This is a genomic window from Bariatricus sp. HCP28S3_A4 (assembly GCF_052066395.1).
Lineage (GTDB): Bacteria > Bacillota > Clostridia > Lachnospirales > Lachnospiraceae > Allocoprococcus.
Genome location: NZ_JBQHSE010000002.1, coordinates 82569 through 103189, shown reverse-complemented (window position 1 = coordinate 103189; position 20621 = coordinate 82569). Strand labels below are relative to the sequence as shown.

Genomic DNA, 20621 nt, shown 5'->3' with positions numbered 1-20621 from the left:
TATAACATTTCAAAATGCTATCATAAATAGCTGTATTTTGGGGATTTTATGCCAAAATGCAGTTTTTATTCCTAATATTTGAAATAATGACGCATTTTGATATATAATGATACCAGAGTTTTATAGTTTCAAAGTCAGGAGAATGCCCCTATGAGTGATTTATTGTTTTCCGTTTTTCCGAATGAAAATTTTGTCGATCTCGATCTTTATCAGTTTGGCTGGGAACAATGCACCCCTGCGCATTCGTTCGGTCCTGCCGCGCGAAATCATTATTTATTCCATTATGTTATTTCCGGAACCGGAACTCTGATGGCGGATGATTCCAAAGGAGTGACCCAGACCTATCAGATCAAAAGCGGACAGGGCTTCATGCTCTTTCCAGGTCAGATCAGCACCTATGTTGCCGACAAAAACCTCCCCTGGGAATATGCCTGGCTGGAGTTTGACGGTCTGAAAGTGCGCGAAATGATCGAAATTGCCGGAATCACCAAAGACAGTCCGATCTATCATGCAAATTCTAAGGATCTGCGCCAGAATATGATGGAAGAAATGCTGTATATCGTAAAAAATGCAGACAAATCCCCTCTTCACCTGATCGGGCATTTATATCTCTTTCTGGATTATATGACCCGATCTGCTGAAACGATGCGGCTGAAACAGGGCGGGCGCCTGCGGGATTTTTATATAAAAGAAGCGCTCTCCTTTATTGAACAGAATTTCCAGAATGATATTTCTGTCGAAGATATCGCCGCATTCTGCGGGCTCAACCGCAGCTATTTTGGGAAGATTTTTCACGATACCATTGGGAAATCACCACAGGAGTTTCTGATGAGCTATCGTATGCAGAAAGCAACAGAGCTTCTGAAGCTGACTCAGCTCAGTATCGGTGATATTGGAAATGCAGTCGGATACCCGAATCAGCTGCATTTCTCACGTGCGTTTAAAAATGTTTACGGGGTATCGCCAAGAGAGTGGCGGAATGCGAACCGGATTGGTCCGCCGAGGAGTGGGGCAACGTAGAATATGAAAAGGAGACGCAGGGCAACACTACGTCTCCTCTTGAATTTGTAAAATTAATTGTCTAAGCACGTTTTCGCACCGTTCGATGTCCGCTATTTTCACGAATTCATCCGGTTTGTGTGCATATTTCAAATCACCCGGGCCGTAAGACAGACAATTTCTATTCTTTAGCATGCCTGCTATGACTGCAGTATCGGTATATCCTGGAAATGGACGTATAAGAGGTTCTTGTCCCGCAACTGTACTGACAGCTTTTTTCAGTGCTCTTAAAAGACCTGACTCATCATTCTTTTCAATATAAGGACGATTTCCGGTCACCCTATATTCGAACTTTACGCCTGGTACCGCGTGTTCTGCATATTTAATTGCTCTGTCTGTTATTTCTATGACTTTCGTGTCAGTCGTCGGCGGTGTCAGACGACAATCCACCCACAGTTTACATTCGTCTGGTACAACATAGGGTTGATAACCACCTTGGATCTGACCAAATGTTATCGTTGTCCTACCCAGTTCTAAGTGAGCAGGAAACTGCGTAAATGCTGTTCTCATATAACTGATGTATTCGGCCATTGCAGCAATCGCATCTGCTCCCTGCTCTGGTTTGCTGGCGTGTGCTGTCACCCCGTGGGCACTGATTTCCATCCAGAATCTGCCTTTATGAGACATTTGAATCTGTCCATTTGTTGGTTCCAAATCCATGACCCAATCTTCCTTATGTACCCGGTGAAGTCTGACAGCGCATTCTACGCCATTCATATCACCTTCCTCGTCAACCGTACAGATAAGTCGAATCGGGCGCTTCAGTCTGATTGTTCCCTGCTCTACAGCCTGTGCTGTTTCTTTAAATACTGCAAGTGCACAGGCCAGACCGGACTTCATATCACAGGCACCACGACCATAGATTCGTCCCTCTTCCTGTTCCGCCCCAAAAGGATCTCTATTCCAGCCCTTTCCGGCTACCACCGTATCCATATGGCAGATGAGAACCAATCCGGGAACCTCCGTTCCAAATTGTTCTGTTTCAATCTCAGCTACAAGATTATTCCGTTTATCAGACACCTCGTCTTCTGTTATTACGATTCCAGGAATCGCTAAATAATCTTTAATAAACTCTGCTACATTCTGCTCACCAGCTCCCGGATTCGTACTGTCAATCCGAATCAGTTCTCTGGTAAGCCTCACAGCTTTATTCATCGCTTTCTACTACTCTGCTTTCAGGGCAACTACTTCGATTTCTACCAATGCCTCTTTCGGAAGAGCCGCTACCTGAAATGCAGATCTTGCAGGATAATTTCCCTCATTGAAAAACTCTGCATAAACCCCGTTCATCTTAGCAAAATCAGCAATATCCTGTAAAAATACCGTTGTCTTCACTACATCATCCATTGTACATCCTGCAGATGCAAGTATTGCCTTTACATTCTCCAAAGACTGTCTTGTCTGTCCTTCAATATCAGTTGCAACAATTTCCCCTTTTTCCGGACATATCGGAAGCTGTCCGGAAAGGAAAAGAAGATTTCCAGTATTGATTCCCTGTGAATATGGACCAATTGCAAGAGGTGCTTTGTCTGTACTTAAAATAGTTTTCATTGTTTTTTCTCCTTTTCTTCGATTCATTGATTTAAATTTAATTTATTATTATAAGAATAATTTATCACTATATTTTTTTCGTGTCAACCGTTTTCAGATAATCCCACAAATTTTTTTGAGTGTTGAAAAAAATTACTCTGCGTGCCATAATATTATTAGAATCATTTTCTATATAGCATGACCGCTATGGAATAAATCATGGAAAACAAAGCGAGGGAATGAATTTATGACATCAGATATATTACAACAATACAAGATTCTGGTTGAATTTCTCGGGCAGACTCTTGGACCGGATTACGAAGTCGTCCTACAGGATCTATCTTCTGACAACAGATCTATCATCGCCATTGCCAACGGACATATCAGCGGGCGGTCCGTAGGAAGCCCACTTACCAATGCCGCACTTCAGATGCTTTCTTCCAAGCTCTACGAAGACCGGAATTATTTATCCAACTATAAAGGGATAGCAGAAAATGGTCATGTCCTCCGTTCTTCTACGATGTTCATCAAGGACGAATCCGGCAAACCAATCGGTATGTTATGCATCAATTTTGATGACAGCCGTTACAACGAACTTCATGAACGAATGCTTTCCATCATACATCCTGCCTCTTTCCGCGGAAATACACCTGTTTTCCAGAAAACCTTATCTGTATCTGACACAACTGCTCCCGAAGAACCTGTCCAGATTATGGAAAGCTTTCCTATGGATATCAGTTCGCTAATGCAAAAAATCTTTGACGACTGCACCTCCACACTTGGAACTCCTGTTGATCGGCTAAATCAACATGAACGTAAAGAGATCATCAGTAAATTAAATGAACAGGGACTTTTCAAACTTAAAGGTGCTATCTCCTTTGTCGCCAGAAAATTCTCCTGTTCAACAGCAACTGTTTACCGGTATCTTAGTGAGATTACGGCAACACAGTAATCATTTTATTTTTTTAGCAGGGCAGCGTTCTGCTGCCCTATATGAATTCTTTATCACGTCTCCTCATGTATCACAAAATGGTTCTTCCTTACCGTAAGAATCCCTTCATTTTCCATCTTCTTTAATTCATGCGACAACACGCTGCGATTCAATCCCAGATAACTGGCCAGCTGCTCTCTATTGAAATCGATATCAAACTCCCGGCTTTTGTATCGGATCATCTGAATCCTCAAATATTTCTCAATTCTGCCTCTCGCACTTTTTGCAGACAAAATCTCAATCTTTCTATATTTGCGAATATCCTCATTTGCCAGAAACTGAACTGTCTGCTGGTACAGAAAAATGCGTTCACTTTCCGGAAGATAGCCTTCCTGCTCTAAATATCTGACCGGGAACCAGTATATTATAGAATTCTCAGAAGCATACACCGAATACGGGCTTGTTTTTTTCATGCTGACAGCTATTTCCAGTCCCACCATATAAGATGGAAGAAGCATTTGAACCATCTGTTCTGTTCCATCTGAATAATATTGAACTTTGCATAACTCACCCGAAATGAGAATTCCGATTTCCTGAACCAGTTGTTCTTCCGAAATGATCATTTCTCTTTTCTTGTATTGGCGCATTTTACCGTTCAAACAGCATAGCGTGCGTTCAACACGTTCTCTTTCCATATTGCGGAATAATATACTCTGAAGTATTTCTTTTTTACATTCCGTCTTATTCTTCTCTTTTATCATTCAAATACCCTCTTAGCCGATTTCTGAGCTTTCATACTGATCCTGTCTTCCATTTTATGATACCCTCAATCCTTTTTCAAGATTATCATATCGATTCATGCCTTGATCTTGCACTTTTCATCTACTCATGTCATTCTGACTTTATCATAACACAGCAGGATTCTATCTGCTATTTTTCTCGCCGTAAGGCGTCTCATTTTCGGTGCTTCCCTTTCGAGGCAATAACCCGCTAATGATGAAACAAACAACACTATTTTTTTACCAAGGAGGATTTGCCTATGTCAGAATGATTCTACCCGCATTGCAGATGAAAGTTCACTACTGATCATGGATATTGTGGTTGAACTATCCACTAGAAGCATCGCGAATGTTGAGGTACAGAAAATTGGGTATGCATTCCCAGGACAGCGATGCGCCTGCTACTCCGCCGATCTGCTTCTTCGCCAATACAAGCGAGTTAAGAGTGAGAAGAAAAACGGTTCAGCTATCGCGATATCAAAAATATCTATACTGTCATTCTATGATGCCGGGGCTTTTGGCCCCGGTATCATGGCATGATGATCGTCCCCAAAACCAATATTTTCTCCTCCGGCACGATCAGTGCTTTCGGCATTCCTTTTTCATCGATCTCATCATACAGATCCCGCTGCACAAACCAGCAAATATCCTCTTCCCCGGCTTTTGCCTTGATAAAGTATTTCCGTTCAAACGGACAATCAACGCGGTTCCATTCTTCTACCGGAATCGCATTGTCCGGCACTTCATCCCAGACCGGAATAAAGTCATGCGCACGAATGCCGATCGACTTTATCTGCTCCGGTATCTTCCCTTCCAATGCAATCCCCCAGTCGGGAACGATAAATCTACCATTTTCTATGCATACTTTGACAATATTTTTACATCCGGTGAGCCTTGCAGCCACCTCCCACTGTGGATTGTCGAACAATTCTTTTGTCTTTCCCATGCAGATTCCTTTTCCGTTTTCCATGATCAGGACCTCTTCACTGAAGCTGTATATCTCATCCCGGCTGTGAGATACCAGAATGGCTGTTCCTTCGTAATCCTCCAAGAGCTCCAGAAGTTCTCTTAACATGCGGTCTCTGAGATGTGCATCAAGGGCGGAAAATGGTTCATCCAGAAGGATCACATCCGGTTCATACACCAGAATTCTTGCCAGCGCCACTCTCTGCTGCTGTCCGCCGGAGAGCTGCCCGGGAAGATGTTTCTCCAGTCCCCGGATCTGAAAGCGTTCCATCATCCGATGCACTTTCTCCATTTTTTCCGCCTTTTTACCGGTAAGGCCTGCTGCAATATTCTCTTCCACCGTCATCGTGGGGAACAAAGCATAATTCTGGAACAGATATCCGACTCTTCTCTGCTGTGGTTTTAAATCGATCTTCTTTCTCGTATCCAGCAGGATGCGGTCATTGATATTTACATATCCTTCATCCGGGCGTTCAATTCCTGCAATACTTTTCAGTGTCAGACTTTTACCGCATCCGGATGCTCCCAGAATTCCGATTCTTCTGCTTGCACTTTTCAAATGAACGTCCAGACAGAACGTTCCTAATTGTTTCCTGATTTCTACATCAATTGCCACTCTTTCTCCTCCTACCAGTGTCTGACGTTCTTCATTTTCTTATCGGATATCAGATTCATAAGTACAACGATCGCAAATGCGATCACCATCATGACCACGACCCATACCCCCGCAGTCAGAAAGTCTCCGTCCTGAATGACCATAGCGATTTTTTGGGAAATGGTTCCCGTCTTGCCGGGGATATTCCCTGCCAGCATGGAGGTCGCACCGTACTCTCCCATAGCCCTTGCAAAAGTCAGTACCGTTCCTGCTGCCACACCCGGCCCTGCTGCCGGAATGACAACCTTCCAGAAAATCTTCCGTTCCGGCATTCCAAGTGTCCTTGCCGCGTAGATCAAATTCACATCCACCTGTTCAAATGCAGCCCTGGCATTCCGATACATCAGAGGAAAAGCGATCACCGTAGCCGCAATGACACATCCGGCCCAGGACTGTACGATCTTAATGTCAAATGTCGTATAAAGATATGCTCCGACAGGTCTTCTGGTACTGAAGATCAATAATAAAATGAATCCCGCAACGGTAGGCGGAAGCACCAATGGGAGTGTAAGGATTCCATCCAGAACCGCTTTCACTCCCGCCTTTGCATACATACATTTCCGAGCCGCATAGATTCCAAGAAAAAAGGAAAGGATCGTTGCGGCAACTCCGGTCTTCAGTGAAATGAATAAAGGACTAAAGTCCAGAGAAGCCAGTATGTTTCCTATTTCTCCCATGCATCTGCTCCTTTTATTCTACATTTGTGTCAAAATAGTAGCTGTCAAATATCGCTTTTGCTTCATCTGATGTGATGAACGCAAGGAACTCTTCCGCTGCTTTCTTCTGTACGTCATCTGCTTCTTTGTTATCAACCTGGCAAACAGGATAGATAACATTTCCTGTCAGATCATAGCTTACTTTTTCCAGAATTTCCACTTTATCTTCATAACCGTATGTATCAGAATAGTAAGTTGTTCCCACTTCGCATGCACCTTCTGTCACAGCAATAAGCACCTTGCTAACATTTGCCTGCTCACTGATCTCAACTCCGCCAAGTGCCTCTGCCACTTCTTCTGTGGTGATTGCAGATACATCATCGACCTCATTCAGAATTCCCAGGTTCACCAGTGCCTGACGGGTATATTTACCAACCGGAACACTTCCGCCTGCGAGGGCAATGCTCTTCGCCTTATTGAGAGTCTCAAGGCCGGTTACTTCTGTCCCACTGTCCTTTAATGTAAGAACAACGACCTGATTATTTACTACATTTTTTCTCGTTCCTTCTACTACGAGACCATCTGCTTCCAGCTGATCCATCTGTTTCTGTGCGGCAGAGAAGAAAATATCGCATTCATACCCTTCTTCAATCTGTGTGAGCAGAGTTCCGGAACTGTCAGCATTGAACGTGATCTTCACTTCCGGATGTTCTTCATTATACTTTTCTGCCAGTTCAGTCATAACCGTATTCAGACTTGCCGCAATAAATACCTGAATTTCTACCGGTTCTGCCTCTTCTTCCCGCTTTGTCTCTTCATTTTCCACAGTTTCGGGTTCTGCTTCATTCTTTGCACCACATGCCACAAGTCCTGCAGCCATTGCAAGCACCAGCGATACTGCTGCCAGTTTCATACCCAGTTTTCTCAGTTTCATAACTGTCTTTCTCCTATGGTTTCTTTTTTATTTTCTTGCACATTCGCCTTCGCTTCCTCTCAGGATTCCAAGTCCGTGAGCAAGCTCCGGTAAAATGAATTCAAGCGATTCTTTCACTGCTTTCGGGCTTCCCGGCAGGTTCACAATCAGCGTTCCTTTTCGTATTCCCGATTCGGCTCTGCTTAACATGGCCCTTTTGGTGATCGTCATGGAGTATCCCCGGATCGCTTCAGCTATTCCTCTTGCCATGCGATCACACACAGCGATTGTTGCCTCCGGTGTGATATCTCTCGATGAAAATCCGGTGCCGCCTGTCGTCAGGATCAGACTGACCTGTCTCTGGTCTGCAAGCCGCTTCATCTGGCGTTCCAGCCCCACCCTTTCATCCGGAAGAAGCTGCGTCTCTATCACACGATATCCGGCCTTATTTAACATTTCACAGATCAGCGGTCCGCTTTTGTCTTCCCGCTTTCCTTCAAAACCTTTATCGCTCAGAGTGATCACTGCTGCCGTAAACGGTCTGTCCGGTTCCGGCGGGATCATTTCAATCTGATCTCCCTTCTGTATATGACCGCCATGGAGAACTTCTGTAAATACGCCCTCCCGCGGCATAATGCAGTCCCCCATCTTCTTGTAAATCTCACAGTGACTGTGACATTCTTTTCCAATCTGCGTCAGCTCCAGCAGAACTTCTCCGATTCGGAATCTGGTGCCCACCGGAAGTGTTCTCAGATCATAACCTTCTACGATCAGATTCTCTCCAAATGCTCCGTAATCGATTTCTGCTCCCCTTGCGCGAAACTCCTCGATCTTTTCCACCGCAAGAAGACTGATCTGCCGGTGCCACTTTCCACCGTGAGCATCTCCTTCGATTCCCCAGTCTTCAAGAATCTGCGCTTCCGGGATTTCTTTTTTCTGCGTTCCTCGCCTTTCGCTGATGCAGATTGCTTTAATCTCTCCCATTCTTTATCCTCCTATTGAAGCCATTTCACGCTTTTCTGTAATCATTTCTTTCTTTTCAAACTGATGTGCAGCCGGCTTACTGCTGATGGCTGCCTCAATCAGCCGCCGCACCTCTTCCCTGTCTCCAACTCTTAATGCTTCCCTGACAGATATGCGTTCTTCAAAGCACAGACATGCTTTGATATCTCCTGTTGAAGTCATACGGATCCGGTTGCATTGATCACAGAATTTTCCGTGGATCGCACTGATAAAGCCAACACTTCCCTCAAATCCCGGAATCTGATAATAGACTGCCGGTCCGTTTCCGTGTTTCCGCGTGTCAGGCACTAATTCTCCGTATTCTTCTTTTAATTTTTTAAGCAGCACTTCATTATAAACCGGCTCAAACCGCTTACCGTACCCGATCGGCATCATTTCAATGAAACGCACATCCAGTTTCCGATTACGGGTGAGCTCTGTAAGCGCCTTCCATTCAGTCTCATTTTCTTCTTTCTGCAATACCACATTCACTTTCACCGGTATCTGATGATCAAGTGCCGCCTGAATTCCTTCCAGCACAGCGTCCAGGCCATCTCTTCCCGTAATTTTCTCAAACCGCTCCGCATCCAGCGTATCCAGGCTTACATTGACTGCATCCAGCCCGTTTCGCTTCAGTTCTTCTGCATACTCTGCCAGATATACGCCATTCGTTGTAAGTGTAACCTGCTCAATCCCCGGAACTTCCTTCAGCATTCCCACAAGTGCCGGACATCCGAGCCTTACAAGCGGTTCGCCGCCTGTCACTTTGATCTTTTTAATTCCAAGTTTTGCCGCTTCTTCCACAACGACTTTTATTTCTTCATATGTTAATATCTCTTCCATCGGGATCCAGGAAATCCCGTCCGGCATGCAATACCGGCAGCGCAGATTGCATCGATCCGTAATGGATATCCTCATATAGTCTATTTCTCTGCCAAAGCTGTCTTTCAACCAAGCTTCCTCCTTTTCGTTCTACTTCACCCTCTCCAGAAGTACGCTGACAACTCCTCCGCAGACCATGCCTTCCTCCTCAGCGTCCGCGCCTGTCATATCCACTTTGCAAATAACAGCCTCCGGCCCATTTCCCGACGCCATCAAAAGCGCTTTCTGCATGATATTTGCCTCCATACATCCGCCCCCGATCGTGCCGATACACGTTCCGCTTCTCAAAACCAGCATCTTGATCCCGACTCCCTGCGGAGCAGAACCTTTCCGTTTCACAATGGTAGCCATAACTTTACTTTCCGAACCGCTTTCCGGATTCAGAACCGCCTGCATAATTTCCTTCGTATATCCGCAGGTGCGTTTCTTTTTATTTTTTACTTCGATGATCTCAGCCATGATCGCAACTGCAATCTCCACCGGAGTCTCCGCCCCGATATCCAGTCCGATTGGCGTGTAAACGCTGTCCAACACGTTCTTGTCGATTCCTTTTTCTGCAAGGATCTGCTTTACCAATGTCGTTCTCCGTCTGCTTCCGATCATGCCGATATAGGCATGTTCTTTCCGGGCAATCTTCTCCAGACAGATCTGATCGTACCGGTGTCCCCGGGTCACGATCACAAAATAGGTATCCGCATTGCCTTTCACCTGTTCCAATCCCTCTTCAAATGGTGCACAGATGACCTTTGTCGCCCCGGCACGCCTTGCATTGTCCGCAAACAGCGGCCTGTCCTCCAACACAGTCACTTCACATCCCATCATGACCCCCAGTGTAATGACAGGGATCGATACATGTCCGCCTCCACATATTACAATCTGTTTCTCATTCCCGAGAACATCACAAAAGACTTCGTGACCGCCAAGCCGGATCACACCACTGTCATCCAGCGCCTTTATCTCATCCTGAAATCCCCGAAAAAACCCGTGTTCCTGACTTTCCCACAGAATACTTCCGTCTGACGTCAAGACTTTTTCTCCGATATTCTCTCCGTCCAGAACTGTCAGTACCATATTGAATCGATTTGTATCTGTTCTCTGTATCGCCTCAAATAACGCTTTCATTTCCTACATTGCCTTTCCAAATCCACAATTTGGGAACGTACACACCGGACATGAAAGGCACAGGCCTCCTTGTCCGAGCAGATTCAGATCGTTTGCCTGCAATTTTTCCCCAGTCATGATTCTCGGGAGTACCAAATCAAAAATAGTCCGTTTTGAGTACATTACACATCCCGGAAGCCCCATGATCGGAATCTCTCCCTGATAATAAGCAAGCATAAACATCGCGCCAGGAAGGACCGGTGCCCCGTATGTCACAATATCTGCTCCGGTATTCTTGATTGCAAGAGGTGTTCTGTCATCTGGATCCACACTCATACCACCCGTACAGATTACCATATTGCAACCCAAATCCAGCATATCCTGAATCGCTTTGGTGATCATAGTATGATCATCGTCACATATAACGTGCTCGGCTCCTTCAATTCCGTATTCTGCTATTTTCTCCAGGATCACCGGAGTAAACGTATCCTGAATTCTTCCACGATACACTTCGCTTCCTGTTGTTACAATTCCCACTTTCTTCTTCTCATATGGCCTGATCTGGAAAATGGGTTCGCCCCCGCCGATTGCTTCTGCTTCTTTCATCTTATCCTCATGGATCACGAGCGGAATCACTCGGGTTCCTGCAATCTTATCCCCTTTTTTGACCGGGAAATTGCCATGGCGGCTGGCAATCATAATCTCGCCAAGCGAATTGATCCGGTTCAGCTTCTCTGCATCAATTTTAAGTACACCTTCTATATCTGCAATCAGCTCAATTTTTCCTTCTTTGACCTCGGAAGGATGCATGCCGTTTCCCTGGCAGATTTTTCTTAATATTTCAGCCGCTTCATTTTCATGCAGCATTCCCTCTGTCTTTTCCCAGATATACAGATTCTCTTTCCCGACCGAGAGAAGGACTGGTATATCTTCTTCCCGCACAACATGCCCTTTTCTGAACACGGCATCTTTGGTTACTCCCTTTATGATCTGTGTAATATCATGGCATAAAACCTGTCCTACGGCATCTTCTGTTCTTATCAGTTTCATATTTATCTATCTCCTCAATCTACATTTGCGTTCCCATTTGCTGGAAACAGTATATCAAAAATAGCACGGGAATTATGTTGTCCAAACAACTTTTTATTCAATCTTTGCTTTTTCCAATAGAATTTTCAGTATTTTTTCTGCTTCATCCAGTCCTGCCGACTGTTCCCCTCTGAAATGTCCGCTCTCCCAGTCACTGACAATCAGAAATCTTCCCTCCAGATTTGAAACCGGCTTATCTGATATTTCCCGGCGGACTACTTCTATTTTAGGATAGGTACTGTCCTTCATTCCCTCAACCAAAATCAGATCCGCTTCAGGGAACCTGTCGATCATCTCTTCGATCGTTTCCCGGCAGTTTTCTTTGTATACAAAACTACGATATTTTGAAAACACAGCCGTTCCATATGCTCCCGCTTCCCGAATCCGATAGCTGTCCGTTCCGGGCACATCACACTCAAAATCATGTCCGTCATGCTTAATGACCGCCGTGCGGATTCCTCTGTCTGAAAGCAGCTTTACTAACCGGATGAGAAGTGTCGTCTTGCCCGAATTTTTCACACCGCATACCGCTGCAACAAAGGGTGATTTTTTTACATCATCACAACACATACCGTTTCTCCTCTTTCCACCTTCAAAGTTCCTGCCGGAATCTCGATCAGACAGTTACACCCGCACATCGTACTTAGAATTCCGGAATCATTCGAACCATCTGCAATCCGGACATGTCCATCCGCATATTTTGCCCTGACGTACCGGGTGACATGGCTTGGCTTCAAAAACTCACTTTCACATACCACATTTTGACGATGAAGCTTTAGATCTTCTCTTCCTGCCATTTTAGCCAGAACCGGCCGGATCAGAAGTTCCAGATTCACGGCAGCACCATACGGATTACCGGAGAGACAGATCAGCAGCTTGCCCCGATAGAGCGCACAAAGCGTCGGCATCCCGGGTTTAATCGCCACTCCCCAGAACAGCTTCTCACATTGCAAACGTATAAGTACTTCGTGCATGATATCCTTTTTCCCAACCGATACCCCTCCGGTCGTGATCAGAATATCCGCGTCCTTTGCGGCTTCACAGATTTGTTCTGCAACCACTCCTGCATCATCTTCTGCCCTTCCTTTATATGTAACCTGTACACCCCAGGTCTGCAGCTTTGTCACACATGTGTAGAGATTGGAATCATAGATTTTCCCCGGAAGAAGTTCTTCTCCCGGAAGCATCAGCTCGTCTCCGGTCGTCAATACCGCCGCACGCGGACTTCGGTATACGACCGCCTTTTCTCTTCCGAGACTTGCCAAAACTCCCGCTTCTACAGCCCCGATCAGCATATCCTTCCCCAGAAGTTTTGCTCCCGCTTTATAGTCTTCTCCTTCAAAACAGTAGTTTTGATAAGCTCGAATTTCCGCGTAGACCGCTACAGTTTTCTCTCCGTAATCAGTGTCCTCCTGCCCGATAATGCAGTCAGCCCCTTCGGGGATCGGTGCACCGGTCATGATCCGCACAGCCACGCCCGGCTCTACTTTTTTATCCGTTACATGCCCCGCATCTACCTCATCAATTACGCGAAGTGTAACCGGATGTTCATGGGCAGCTCCTTTGATATCATCACTTCTCACCGCATATCCATCCAGCGGTGATCTGGGAAATGGCGGCTGGTTTCTTTGCGCATACACATTCTCCGCAAGAACTCTTCCCACCGCATCCCACAGGGAGATTTCTTCCCGTTCTTCTATTTTACCTGCATGATTCATTAATACTTCGGAGGCTTTTTCCAATGACAATCGCTCCATATCATTCTCCTTTTCTCCTGTAAAGTTATAAAGCGAAAAGGCAGCAGAAAGACACAAAGTCCCCCTACTGCCATTTAGACGCAATACGACCACTTCATGTTCTTTTTTTCAAATAAGGAAGGCCCTCACATTTCTATTCAGACCCCGGGGATGATAGATTCATCCCGGCTTAGCATCATATCTCTTCGACTTAGACGCTTTCGCTCAAAGAACAGTTTCATTATATCATTATTCTGTTATAAATACCATTTCTTCCTAAATCTCTCGATACCGACTATTGTTGACCAGTTTCTGATATTCCTCAACTGTATTTACATTCTGCAGCATTTTGGCAAATTCCATGTTGGTACTCACATCCACATACAGAACATGCAGTTGATTCAGCGCATCCCGAATGCGATAGTTTCCCGCAATGATCTGCGTTTCCATCACTTTCAGCACGTTTTCCTTCCTGTAAATTGCCGAAAGCGGATGGATACGTCCGTTAAAAAACGGCACTGCTCCATCGTATGCGCTCTGACCCTGCCCCTCTGCATCCTCTATCCGTTTCTTCAAAAAACGAAACAGCTCAATTTTCAAAAAGGGCATATCACAGGCCGATACCATCATTTCGTCTGTCTTACATGCGGTAAGCCCCGCATGGATCCCGCCAATTGGACCACATCCGGGGTAAATATCCCTCACAATCCGGCATCTGTCGTCGGTGTAATGGATTCTATCACCATAAGAAATCCAGATTGTCTCCGCTTCTTTCGCGAACTCATTTATCATTCGTTCTGTGAATGTCTTATCCTCGTATATCAACTCGCCTTTATGCCGCCCGCCCATACGGCTGCTCTTTCCGCCGGCTAGTAATAGGCCATCCATAATTTCTTCACTCCATCGTTCTTTTAATTTGGGGGCTGGAATCTTCAATTCTACGCATGATACACTCTGATTCGGTCCGGTCTAGCCGCACAGATCAGTGTGAGACGATACTTTCCTGCTAGCTCCACCGCCTCCGCTGTCGGAACTGCTTTGCAGATTGCTATTGGTATACCTGCCCGTATGACTTTTTCTTCCATATCCGAAGGCATTCTTCCGCTGGAATACAGCATACATTCTTTGAGATTGATTCCTTTCAGCAGAGCATACCCCACCACTTTATCGATTGCATTATGCCGACCGATATCTTCACAGGAGAACAATACTTCCCCTTCCTTTGCAAGAAAACAGCTGTGCGTTCCCCAGGTTTCTTTATGGAGAGGCATTCCTTCTGCCAGTATGTCCGCAAGTCGGAACACCCATTCTTCTTTCCACTTTGAAGGGGAAACAGGCTGCATTTCTCTGCTTATAGGCATATTCCATTCGGGATCCGCCATTTTTACATTCGCCAGACTTCCATCCTTACAAATATAAACCGATTCAATGTCTTCTATATTATCAGAAATTCCTTCTGTACAAAGTCTTCCAAGAACTGCCTCTGTAAGATACTGAGGAGTGCACATTATATGCAAAGTATAAATCTCATTTATGACGATTCTCATCTTGTGTTCTTTGAGTACACGGGTATTTTCCTGCTTTTTCTTTCCATCGCGGCCAATGTACAGGCACACCGAATCTGTTGTAAGTTCTGCCTGTTCAAACAGATTTTCTACTCTCATGTGTCCTCCTTCTCAAGCAATTGGAAAGGAAACCGGCACCATACCGGTACCGGTCCCTATTCATCTAATTACAACAGTTGATTTTTTCTACTCTCACAGCACATACTTTATATTCCGGTGTACTGGAAATTCCGTCCAGCGCGTCGTTCGTCAGCCAGTTTGCCCCTCCTTCAAGATAGTGGAACGGCATCCAGCACTCACCTTTTCGGGTCTTTTTGGACACATTTGCTTTTGCCTGAATGCATCCACGTCTGGATGAGATGGATACCATCTCTCCATCCATGATTCCCAGCTCTTCTGCATCAGCAGTATTCAGTTCAATGAAGGACTCACCTGCAATCTGATTGATTCCTTCGGTCTTGTCTGTCATGGCACATGCATTGTAGTGATACAGGATACGTCCGGTCATCAGTACAAGCGGATAAGTTTCATCCGGAAGTTCCATGGATGGTTTGTATTCTGCCGGCCTGAAATATCCGAAACCTCTTGCGAATTTACCCACATGCATAATCGGAGTACCCGGATGTTCCGGATTCGGGCATGGCCACTGAAGCCCTCGCCCTCCGACCTCTTCGCTGTCCAGACGTGCATGGCTGATACCGCCAAATGACGGGGTAACAGAAGAGATCTCGTCCATGATCTCTGCCGGTGTCAGGTGCGGCTGCGGATATCCCATACGGTTCATGATCTCCGTAAAGATCCAGGTATCCGGTCTGGTCTCGCCTGCAATCTCAACAGCTTTTCTGACACGCTGTACACGGCGTTCTGTATTGGTAAATGTTCCTTCTTTTTCCGTATAAGAACGTCCTGGAAGAATTACATCCGCAAGTTTTGCGGTCTCCGTCATGAACAGTTCATCCACCACGAAGAAATCCAGAGATTCCAGCGCATGGATCACGTGACTGGTATTCGGATCTGTTCTGACCGGATCTTCACCGAAAATGAAGAGTCCTTTGATCTCTCCCGAGATCATCTTCGGGAAACAGTCGGTCGCTTTGATTCCGACGTTCGGGTTAAGTTTCGTATTCCATGCTTTCTCAAACTTCTCCACAATACCCGGTGCAGCGATATTCTGATAACCCGGGAACTGATTCGGAGCGGCGCCCATATCGCAGGCACCCTGTACGTTATTCTGTCCGCGGATCGGATTTACACCGCATCCCGGACGCCCGATCTTTCCGACCATCATCGCAAGATTGGAGAGTGACATAACGCCCTCTGTACCGGTATGATGCTCTGTAACTCCCAGACAGTAAAGAATCGGTGCGCGATCTGCCGTTGCATACATTCTTGCCGCCTCTCGCAGAAGATCCGGATCAATACCGCAGATTTCTGCCACACGCTCCGGAGTGTATTCCTTCACAGCTTCTTTCATTGCTTCAAAGTTCTCGGTCCTCTCTTTGATGAATGTCTCATCCGTCAGGCCTTCTTCAATAATAATATGCATCATTCCGTTCGCAAACGCAACGTTTGTTCCCGGTCTTAATTTCAGGTGGATATCCGCCTTCTTTGCAAGATCGATCTCACGCGGGTCAGCTACGATCAGCCTGGTTCCTTTCTCCACCGCCTGGCGGATCTGCATACCGATGACCGGATGTGCATGTTCCGGATTCGATCCAACGAGCATGATCACATCGGATTCGTGTGTGACATCGTAAATCGTATTTGTCATGGCTCCTGAGCCTAATGTGGTTGCCAGCCCGGCAACAGTAGGAGCATGTCAAACACGCGCACAGTTATCGGTATTGTTGCTCTGGAATGCGGTTCTCACCATTTTCTGAAGCATATAGACGTCTTCATTGGTGGAACGTGAGCAGGCAAAACCGGCCAGTGCCTCACCTCCGTAATTATTTCTGATTTCGGTAAACTTTCCGGCAACCAGGTCAAGTGCCTCATCCCAGGTTGCACGCTCAAATTCTCCCGTCTCTTTATTCTTGATCAGCGGATAACGGATCCGTTCCGGAGAATCCACAAAATCAAAAGAAGCACTTCTTCCTTTTACGCATAACAGGCCGTGATTGGATGGACCGTCCGCTCCCTCTACATCAACAATCCTGTTATCCTTCACGATCAGATCCAACTGGCATCCTGTCGCACAGTGCGGACAGGTTGTACGGACCTTTTTCGTCTCCCATGTCCGGTATTTTTTCTTTCTTTTCTCTGTGATTGCTCCTGTCGGGCATGCCTGAGCGCAGTTTCCACAGGATTCACATAATGTCATATCCCAGTCTTCTCCGAACGGAGCCTCGATGATATTGAACATTCCTGTCTTTCCCAAAGTAATTGCATGTCTGCCTGTCATCTTTGCGCAGGTATTTACACATCTCTGACAGTGGATACAAAGTTCCGGCTGGTAGCTTAAGAACGGATGGCTGTCTTTAGCCGGACGTTCAATCTTCTTTCTTGTTCCAAGATAAGAGGTTTCCTCGATTCCATATTCGTTGCAGACATCCTGAAGTTCACAGCTTCCGTTCTGCGGGCAATAAAAACATCCTCTGTGGTGATTGGAGAGAAGCAGATCGAGTACTATTTTCCGGGCCTCCACCACACGTTCACTCATGGTCTGAACGACCATGCCTTCTTTGACAAGTGTATTGCAGGAGGTCGGCAGTTTATCCATACCTTCCACTTCTACTACACACAGACGGCAGGAACCGATCTCATTTACTTCTTTCAGATAACACAGTGTAGGAATCCTGATTCCAACGGATCTTGCTGCTTCAAGGATCGTTGTTCCTTCCTGCACTTCTGCCTGAATTCCGTCAATTTTCAGATTAATCATTCGTCACGTCCCCCTTTCAGTACACCGCATCCGAAGTGATCGCAGCGCAGACATCTTCCGGCCTCCTGCATTGCCTCCTCATGAGTATACGGATTTTCCACATGCTCAAAATCATGCTTTCTCTCATATGCCGGACGTTCAGTAATGTTGGCACGTCCGGTCGGAATTCGATTGTTTTCTTTTGGACTTGGCACTGTGGCTTCACAGTTCAGTTTATGATGATAACCGAGGTATTCATCAATATTATGTGCCGCAACTTTTCCGGCTGCTATAGCCCGGATTGCCGTAGCAGGCCCGGTTGCGCAGTCTCCTCCGACAAATACTCCGGGAAGATTCTCCACTGCCGTATCCAGGCCGGCCTTAAATACACCGCGTTCTGCCTCCATTCCGAATTCTTCAAACGGACGGCTCACGATATCCTGTCCTACCGCGATCAGGATAACTTCACACGGAATTCTCTCCGGATCTTTTTTCGCATCGACCGGACTCGGGCGTCCCGCACGGTCATACGGTCCGATCATCTGCGGCTGCACGATGAGTGCCGAACAGTTTCCTTCGGCATCTTTTTCAATGCTCTTCGGAGATTTCAGCGTCAAAAGCTCGATGCCTTCCATTACAGCCGATTCAATTTCCGTATCCAGCGCCGTCATGTCATCCTGACGTCTTCTGTAAACGATACGCACATCTTCGGCGTTGCATCGCACTGCACTTCTCGCCGCATCCATCGCCACATTTCCTCCACCGATGACCACTACATTTTTGCCGGTATAATCCGGAATATTTCCATTCCCGATCCGATCCAGCATCTCCACTGCGGATTCCACATTTCCCGCATCGCTGCCTTCCAGACGAAGACGCTTGCCTGCCTGTGCACCGATCGCCACGAACATCGCATCGTATTCTTTATGTATTTCTTCAATCGGAATCTCGGTTCCGACTTTTGCTTCGTACTTGACTTCAATATCTCCTGCCGACAAAATCGCACGGATATCTTCATCCAGCCGGTCTTTCGGGAAGCGGTAATTCGGGATTCCATACCGAAGCATTCCCCCCAGAGCTTTCTGGCGTTCAAAGATCGTCACTTTATGTCCCATAAGTCCCAGGAAATATGCTGCAGTCATACCGGCAGGACCGCCTCCGATGACTGCCACCTTTTTACCGGTTGACTTATTCGCTTTCGGAACCGCAACTTTATCTGCCGCAATCTGATCCACCGCATATTTCTTGAGTCCGCGGATATTGATGGAATCGTCAATCAGATTTCTCCGGCATCTCTGCTCACAAGGATGTTCGCAGATCATGGCACAGGCCGTCGGAAGCGGGTTGTCCTTACGGATCATGTTGATCGCCCCCGCATAGTCTTCCTCCCCGATCAGCGCAATGTATGCCGGGATATCCACATGCGCCGGACAAAGATTGATGCACGGCACCTTCTGTCCCATCTCGCCGGGACAGACATGGTCTTTAATATGGCTCTCATATTCTTCCCGAAATGTATCCAGTCCCTGCAGCACTTCAATAGCTGACTGATAGCCAATCGCACAATCCGCCGTATCCCGGATCATGGTAGCCAGCCGTCTCATATGCTCCAGCGTCTCCATGGTAGCATCACCTTCCAGGATGCTCTTCAGTAATGTTTCGAGCTGCGGAAGCCCGTCACGGCAGGGAACACATTTTCCGCAAGTCTGGTTCTTTGAAGCCGTAAGCAGTGAAAGCTGTACGGTCAGCGGACAGGTTCCCGGCGGATATACTTTTACTTTTGTCTCAAATTTCTCCAACAGCCTGCCGATTTTTACGTCACAGCTTTTTGGATCCGCAAGAAAAATCTTACTCATTTCCTTCCCTTCTTTCTCTTTCATCTTTCTATTTCTGATTATTTCTCAGATAAATAAACCAGTAAACACATCCGACACAGATACCGCCGCCGACAATGTTGCCGAGCGTAACCGGAATCAGATTCGTTCCCAGGAAATTCCCCCATGTGATCACATCCAGATTTACGCCTGCCGCCGCTGCCGCTTCCGCATATGCCGGAACTCCTTTGGCAAAAATACCGGCTCCGATATAATACATATTTGCCACACTATGCTCAAATCCACAGACCACAAAGATCATGATTGGGAAAAACAGACCGATGATTTTGCCTGCCACATCTTTTGCAGCAAAGGAAATCCATACAGCAAGACATACCAGGAAATTACAGAAAATTCCTCTGATAAATGCATCTCCAAAGCTTAACGTACATTTTCCCGCTGCAGTAGAGAGCACAGAAACCGCCATTCCGTTATCGAAAAGACTGATCTGGTGAGAAAACACCACGCCAGCTGCCACAAGAAGTCCTCCGATAAAATTACCAAGATATACAACCACCCAGTTCTTCAGCATACCGGATATCTTGATCTCCTTCTCCAGAAGCGGGATCGTAAGCAGACAGTTTCCGGTAAACAGTTCACTTCCCGCAAGAAGCACCATCGTAAGCCCTCCCGGGAAAATGCATGCTCCTATCAGTTTTCCGACCGATGCGGGCTTCACGCCTACTGCCGCCGTCGTTGCTCCCACACCTCCGAGCGCGATAAATGTTCCGGCCATGACTGCCATGAGAAGCATCTTCGGAATCGGTGTATTTACTTTTCCTTTTCCGATATTGATATAGTTTTTGGCTATTTCAGCCGGTGAAAATAAATTCATTTTCTTTTCTCCTCCCTTTTATCAATTATTTTAATAATTCTATTTGTAAATATTATTGTATAAGAGATATAACCAGATTTCAAGAAAAGTTATTTTCTAGACAAGTAAGTTATTTTTGTGACATTTTACAGTACTAAAACAAGACCACTGGACATTTTGAAAGTATACATAGTAGCGAAAAAAGGTCA

The 20621-nt window shown here is 46.1% G+C and carries 19 protein-coding genes, 1 pseudogene and 1 riboswitch; of the genes and pseudogenes, 3 read left to right on the top strand and 17 right to left on the bottom strand.

Annotated features, from left to right (window positions below; all coding sequences use genetic code 11):
• Positions 1 to 150 precede the first annotated feature (150 nt).
• Entirely contained in the window at positions 151 to 1020 is an 870-nt protein-coding gene (locus tag ACTNBF_RS01510; RefSeq protein ID WP_320813178.1) for an AraC family transcriptional regulator, read from the top strand.
• A gap of 27 nt (positions 1021 to 1047) precedes the next feature.
• On the opposite strand, the gene ACTNBF_RS01505 is transcribed toward ACTNBF_RS01510, so the two are convergent.
• Entirely contained in the window at positions 1048 to 2214 is a 1167-nt protein-coding gene (locus tag ACTNBF_RS01505; protein WP_441088634.1) for a M20 family metallopeptidase, read from the bottom strand.
• 9 nt (positions 2215 to 2223) lie between these two features.
• Complete coding sequence (locus tag ACTNBF_RS01500) at positions 2224 to 2610, bottom strand: RidA family protein (RefSeq protein WP_320813180.1); 387 nt, start codon at positions 2608 to 2610, stop codon at positions 2224 to 2226.
• A gap of 226 nt (positions 2611 to 2836) precedes the next feature.
• Here ACTNBF_RS01500 and ACTNBF_RS01495 point away from each other — a divergent pair, with 226 nt between their 5' ends.
• Positions 2837 to 3541, top strand: a complete 705-nt coding sequence (locus ACTNBF_RS01495) for a helix-turn-helix transcriptional regulator (RefSeq protein WP_320813181.1) — start codon at positions 2837 to 2839, stop codon at positions 3539 to 3541.
• A gap of 53 nt (positions 3542 to 3594) precedes the next feature.
• Here the strand turns inward: ACTNBF_RS01495 and ACTNBF_RS01490 are convergent, their stop codons facing one another.
• Positions 3595 to 4281 (bottom strand): Crp/Fnr family transcriptional regulator, encoded by a 687-nt coding sequence (locus ACTNBF_RS01490; protein ID WP_441088633.1) that lies wholly within the window; start codon positions 4279 to 4281, stop codon positions 3595 to 3597.
• A gap of 285 nt (positions 4282 to 4566) precedes the next feature.
• On the opposite strand from ACTNBF_RS01490, the pseudogene ACTNBF_RS01485 reads away from it, so the two are divergent.
• A pseudogene (locus tag ACTNBF_RS01485) lies at positions 4567 to 4802 on the top strand (PD-(D/E)XK nuclease family transposase); the annotation flags it as partial.
• 26 nt (positions 4803 to 4828) lie between these two features.
• On the opposite strand, the gene ACTNBF_RS01480 reads toward ACTNBF_RS01485, so the two are convergent.
• From ACTNBF_RS01480 to ACTNBF_RS01415, 14 genes are all read right to left on the bottom strand, one after another.
• Complete coding sequence (locus ACTNBF_RS01480; protein ID WP_441088632.1) at positions 4829 to 5881, bottom strand: sulfate/molybdate ABC transporter ATP-binding protein; 1053 nt, start codon at positions 5879 to 5881, stop codon at positions 4829 to 4831.
• Between the two features lie 11 nt (positions 5882 to 5892).
• Entirely contained in the window at positions 5893 to 6597 is a 705-nt protein-coding gene (gene modB, locus ACTNBF_RS01475; RefSeq protein ID WP_441088631.1) for a molybdate ABC transporter permease subunit, read from the bottom strand.
• A gap of 13 nt (positions 6598 to 6610) precedes the next feature.
• Positions 6611 to 7510 (bottom strand): molybdate ABC transporter substrate-binding protein, encoded by a 900-nt coding sequence (gene modA / locus ACTNBF_RS01470; RefSeq protein ID WP_320813185.1) that lies wholly within the window; start codon positions 7508 to 7510, stop codon positions 6611 to 6613.
• Between the two features lie 27 nt (positions 7511 to 7537).
• A complete protein-coding gene (locus ACTNBF_RS01465; RefSeq protein WP_441088630.1) occupies positions 7538 to 8473 on the bottom strand; it encodes a molybdopterin-binding protein in 936 nt (311 codons plus the stop codon).
• A 3-nt stretch (positions 8474 to 8476) separates the two neighbouring features.
• Entirely contained in the window at positions 8477 to 9442 is a 966-nt protein-coding gene (gene moaA, locus ACTNBF_RS01460) for a GTP 3',8-cyclase MoaA (RefSeq protein ID WP_320813187.1), read from the bottom strand.
• A gap of 21 nt (positions 9443 to 9463) precedes the next feature.
• The gene (locus tag ACTNBF_RS01455; RefSeq protein ID WP_320813188.1) at positions 9464 to 10495 is read right to left on the bottom strand and encodes an XdhC family protein; all 1032 of its coding nucleotides are present in this window, start codon (positions 10493 to 10495) and stop codon (positions 9464 to 9466) included.
• A 3-nt stretch (positions 10496 to 10498) separates the two neighbouring features.
• A complete protein-coding gene (locus ACTNBF_RS01450) occupies positions 10499 to 11524 on the bottom strand; it encodes a molybdopterin-binding protein (RefSeq protein ID WP_320813189.1) in 1026 nt (341 codons plus the stop codon).
• A 93-nt stretch (positions 11525 to 11617) separates the two neighbouring features.
• Positions 11618 to 12133, bottom strand: coding sequence for a molybdopterin-guanine dinucleotide biosynthesis protein B (mobB, locus tag ACTNBF_RS01445; protein WP_441088629.1), 516 nt, complete (start codon positions 12131 to 12133; stop codon positions 11618 to 11620).
• Entirely contained in the window at positions 12115 to 13320 is a 1206-nt protein-coding gene (locus tag ACTNBF_RS01440; RefSeq protein WP_441088628.1) for a molybdopterin molybdotransferase MoeA, read from the bottom strand. Before ACTNBF_RS01440 ends, mobB begins: the two co-directional genes overlap by 19 nt.
• An 85-nt stretch (positions 13321 to 13405) precedes the next feature.
• Positions 13406 to 13542, bottom strand: a riboswitch (molybdenum cofactor riboswitch).
• 33 nt (positions 13543 to 13575) lie between these two features.
• Complete coding sequence (gene mobA / locus ACTNBF_RS01435; RefSeq protein ID WP_320813192.1) at positions 13576 to 14187, bottom strand: molybdenum cofactor guanylyltransferase; 612 nt, start codon at positions 14185 to 14187, stop codon at positions 13576 to 13578.
• A gap of 50 nt (positions 14188 to 14237) precedes the next feature.
• Complete coding sequence (locus ACTNBF_RS01430; RefSeq protein ID WP_320813193.1) at positions 14238 to 14963, bottom strand: formate dehydrogenase accessory sulfurtransferase FdhD; 726 nt, start codon at positions 14961 to 14963, stop codon at positions 14238 to 14240.
• A 64-nt stretch (positions 14964 to 15027) separates the two neighbouring features.
• A complete protein-coding gene (gene fdhF / locus ACTNBF_RS01425; protein ID WP_441088627.1) occupies positions 15028 to 17745 on the bottom strand; it encodes a formate dehydrogenase subunit alpha in 2718 nt (905 codons plus the stop codon).
• Positions 17742 to 19580, bottom strand: coding sequence for an NAD(P)-binding protein (locus tag ACTNBF_RS01420; RefSeq protein ID WP_427818882.1), 1839 nt, complete (start codon positions 19578 to 19580; stop codon positions 17742 to 17744). The genes fdhF and ACTNBF_RS01420 overlap by 4 nt, the downstream gene beginning before the upstream one ends.
• Before the next feature lie 28 nt (positions 19581 to 19608).
• Complete coding sequence (locus tag ACTNBF_RS01415; protein ID WP_427818881.1) at positions 19609 to 20433, bottom strand: formate/nitrite transporter family protein; 825 nt, start codon at positions 20431 to 20433, stop codon at positions 19609 to 19611.
• Positions 20434 to 20621: the final 188 nt, after the last annotated feature.

Coding starts and splice junctions, on each gene's coding strand:
- modA (WP_320813185.1), bottom strand. CDS start 7,510: ATGAAACTGAGAAAACTGGGTATGAAACTGGCAGCAGTATCGCTGGTG.
- ACTNBF_RS01455 (WP_320813188.1), bottom strand. CDS start 10,495: ATGAAAGCGTTATTTGAGGCGATACAGAGAACAGATACAAATCGATTC.
- ACTNBF_RS01415 (WP_427818881.1), bottom strand. CDS start 20,433: ATGAATTTATTTTCACCGGCTGAAATAGCCAAAAACTATATCAATATC.
- ACTNBF_RS01420 (WP_427818882.1), bottom strand. CDS start 19,580: ATGAGTAAGATTTTTCTTGCGGATCCAAAAAGCTGTGACGTAAAAATC.
- ACTNBF_RS01430 (WP_320813193.1), bottom strand. CDS start 14,963: ATGAGAGTAGAAAATCTGTTTGAACAGGCAGAACTTACAACAGATTCG.
- ACTNBF_RS01465 (WP_441088630.1), bottom strand. CDS start 8,473: ATGGGAGAGATTAAAGCAATCTGCATCAGCGAAAGGCGAGGAACGCAG.
- mobB (WP_441088629.1), bottom strand. CDS start 12,133: ATGTGTTGTGATGATGTAAAAAAATCACCCTTTGTTGCAGCGGTATGC.
- ACTNBF_RS01440 (WP_441088628.1), bottom strand. CDS start 13,320: ATGGAGCGATTGTCATTGGAAAAAGCCTCCGAAGTATTAATGAATCAT.
- ACTNBF_RS01500 (WP_320813180.1), bottom strand. CDS start 2,610: ATGAAAACTATTTTAAGTACAGACAAAGCACCTCTTGCAATTGGTCCA.
- ACTNBF_RS01450 (WP_320813189.1), bottom strand. CDS start 11,524: ATGAAACTGATAAGAACAGAAGATGCCGTAGGACAGGTTTTATGCCAT.
- ACTNBF_RS01490 (WP_441088633.1), bottom strand. CDS start 4,281: ATGATAAAAGAGAAGAATAAGACGGAATGTAAAAAAGAAATACTTCAG.
- mobA (WP_320813192.1), bottom strand. CDS start 14,187: ATGGATGGCCTATTACTAGCCGGCGGAAAGAGCAGCCGTATGGGCGGG.
- ACTNBF_RS01505 (WP_441088634.1), bottom strand. CDS start 2,214: ATGAATAAAGCTGTGAGGCTTACCAGAGAACTGATTCGGATTGACAGT.
- ACTNBF_RS01495 (WP_320813181.1), top strand. CDS start 2,837: ATGACATCAGATATATTACAACAATACAAGATTCTGGTTGAATTTCTC.
- modB (WP_441088631.1), bottom strand. CDS start 6,597: ATGGGAGAAATAGGAAACATACTGGCTTCTCTGGACTTTAGTCCTTTA.
- ACTNBF_RS01510 (WP_320813178.1), top strand. CDS start 151: ATGAGTGATTTATTGTTTTCCGTTTTTCCGAATGAAAATTTTGTCGAT.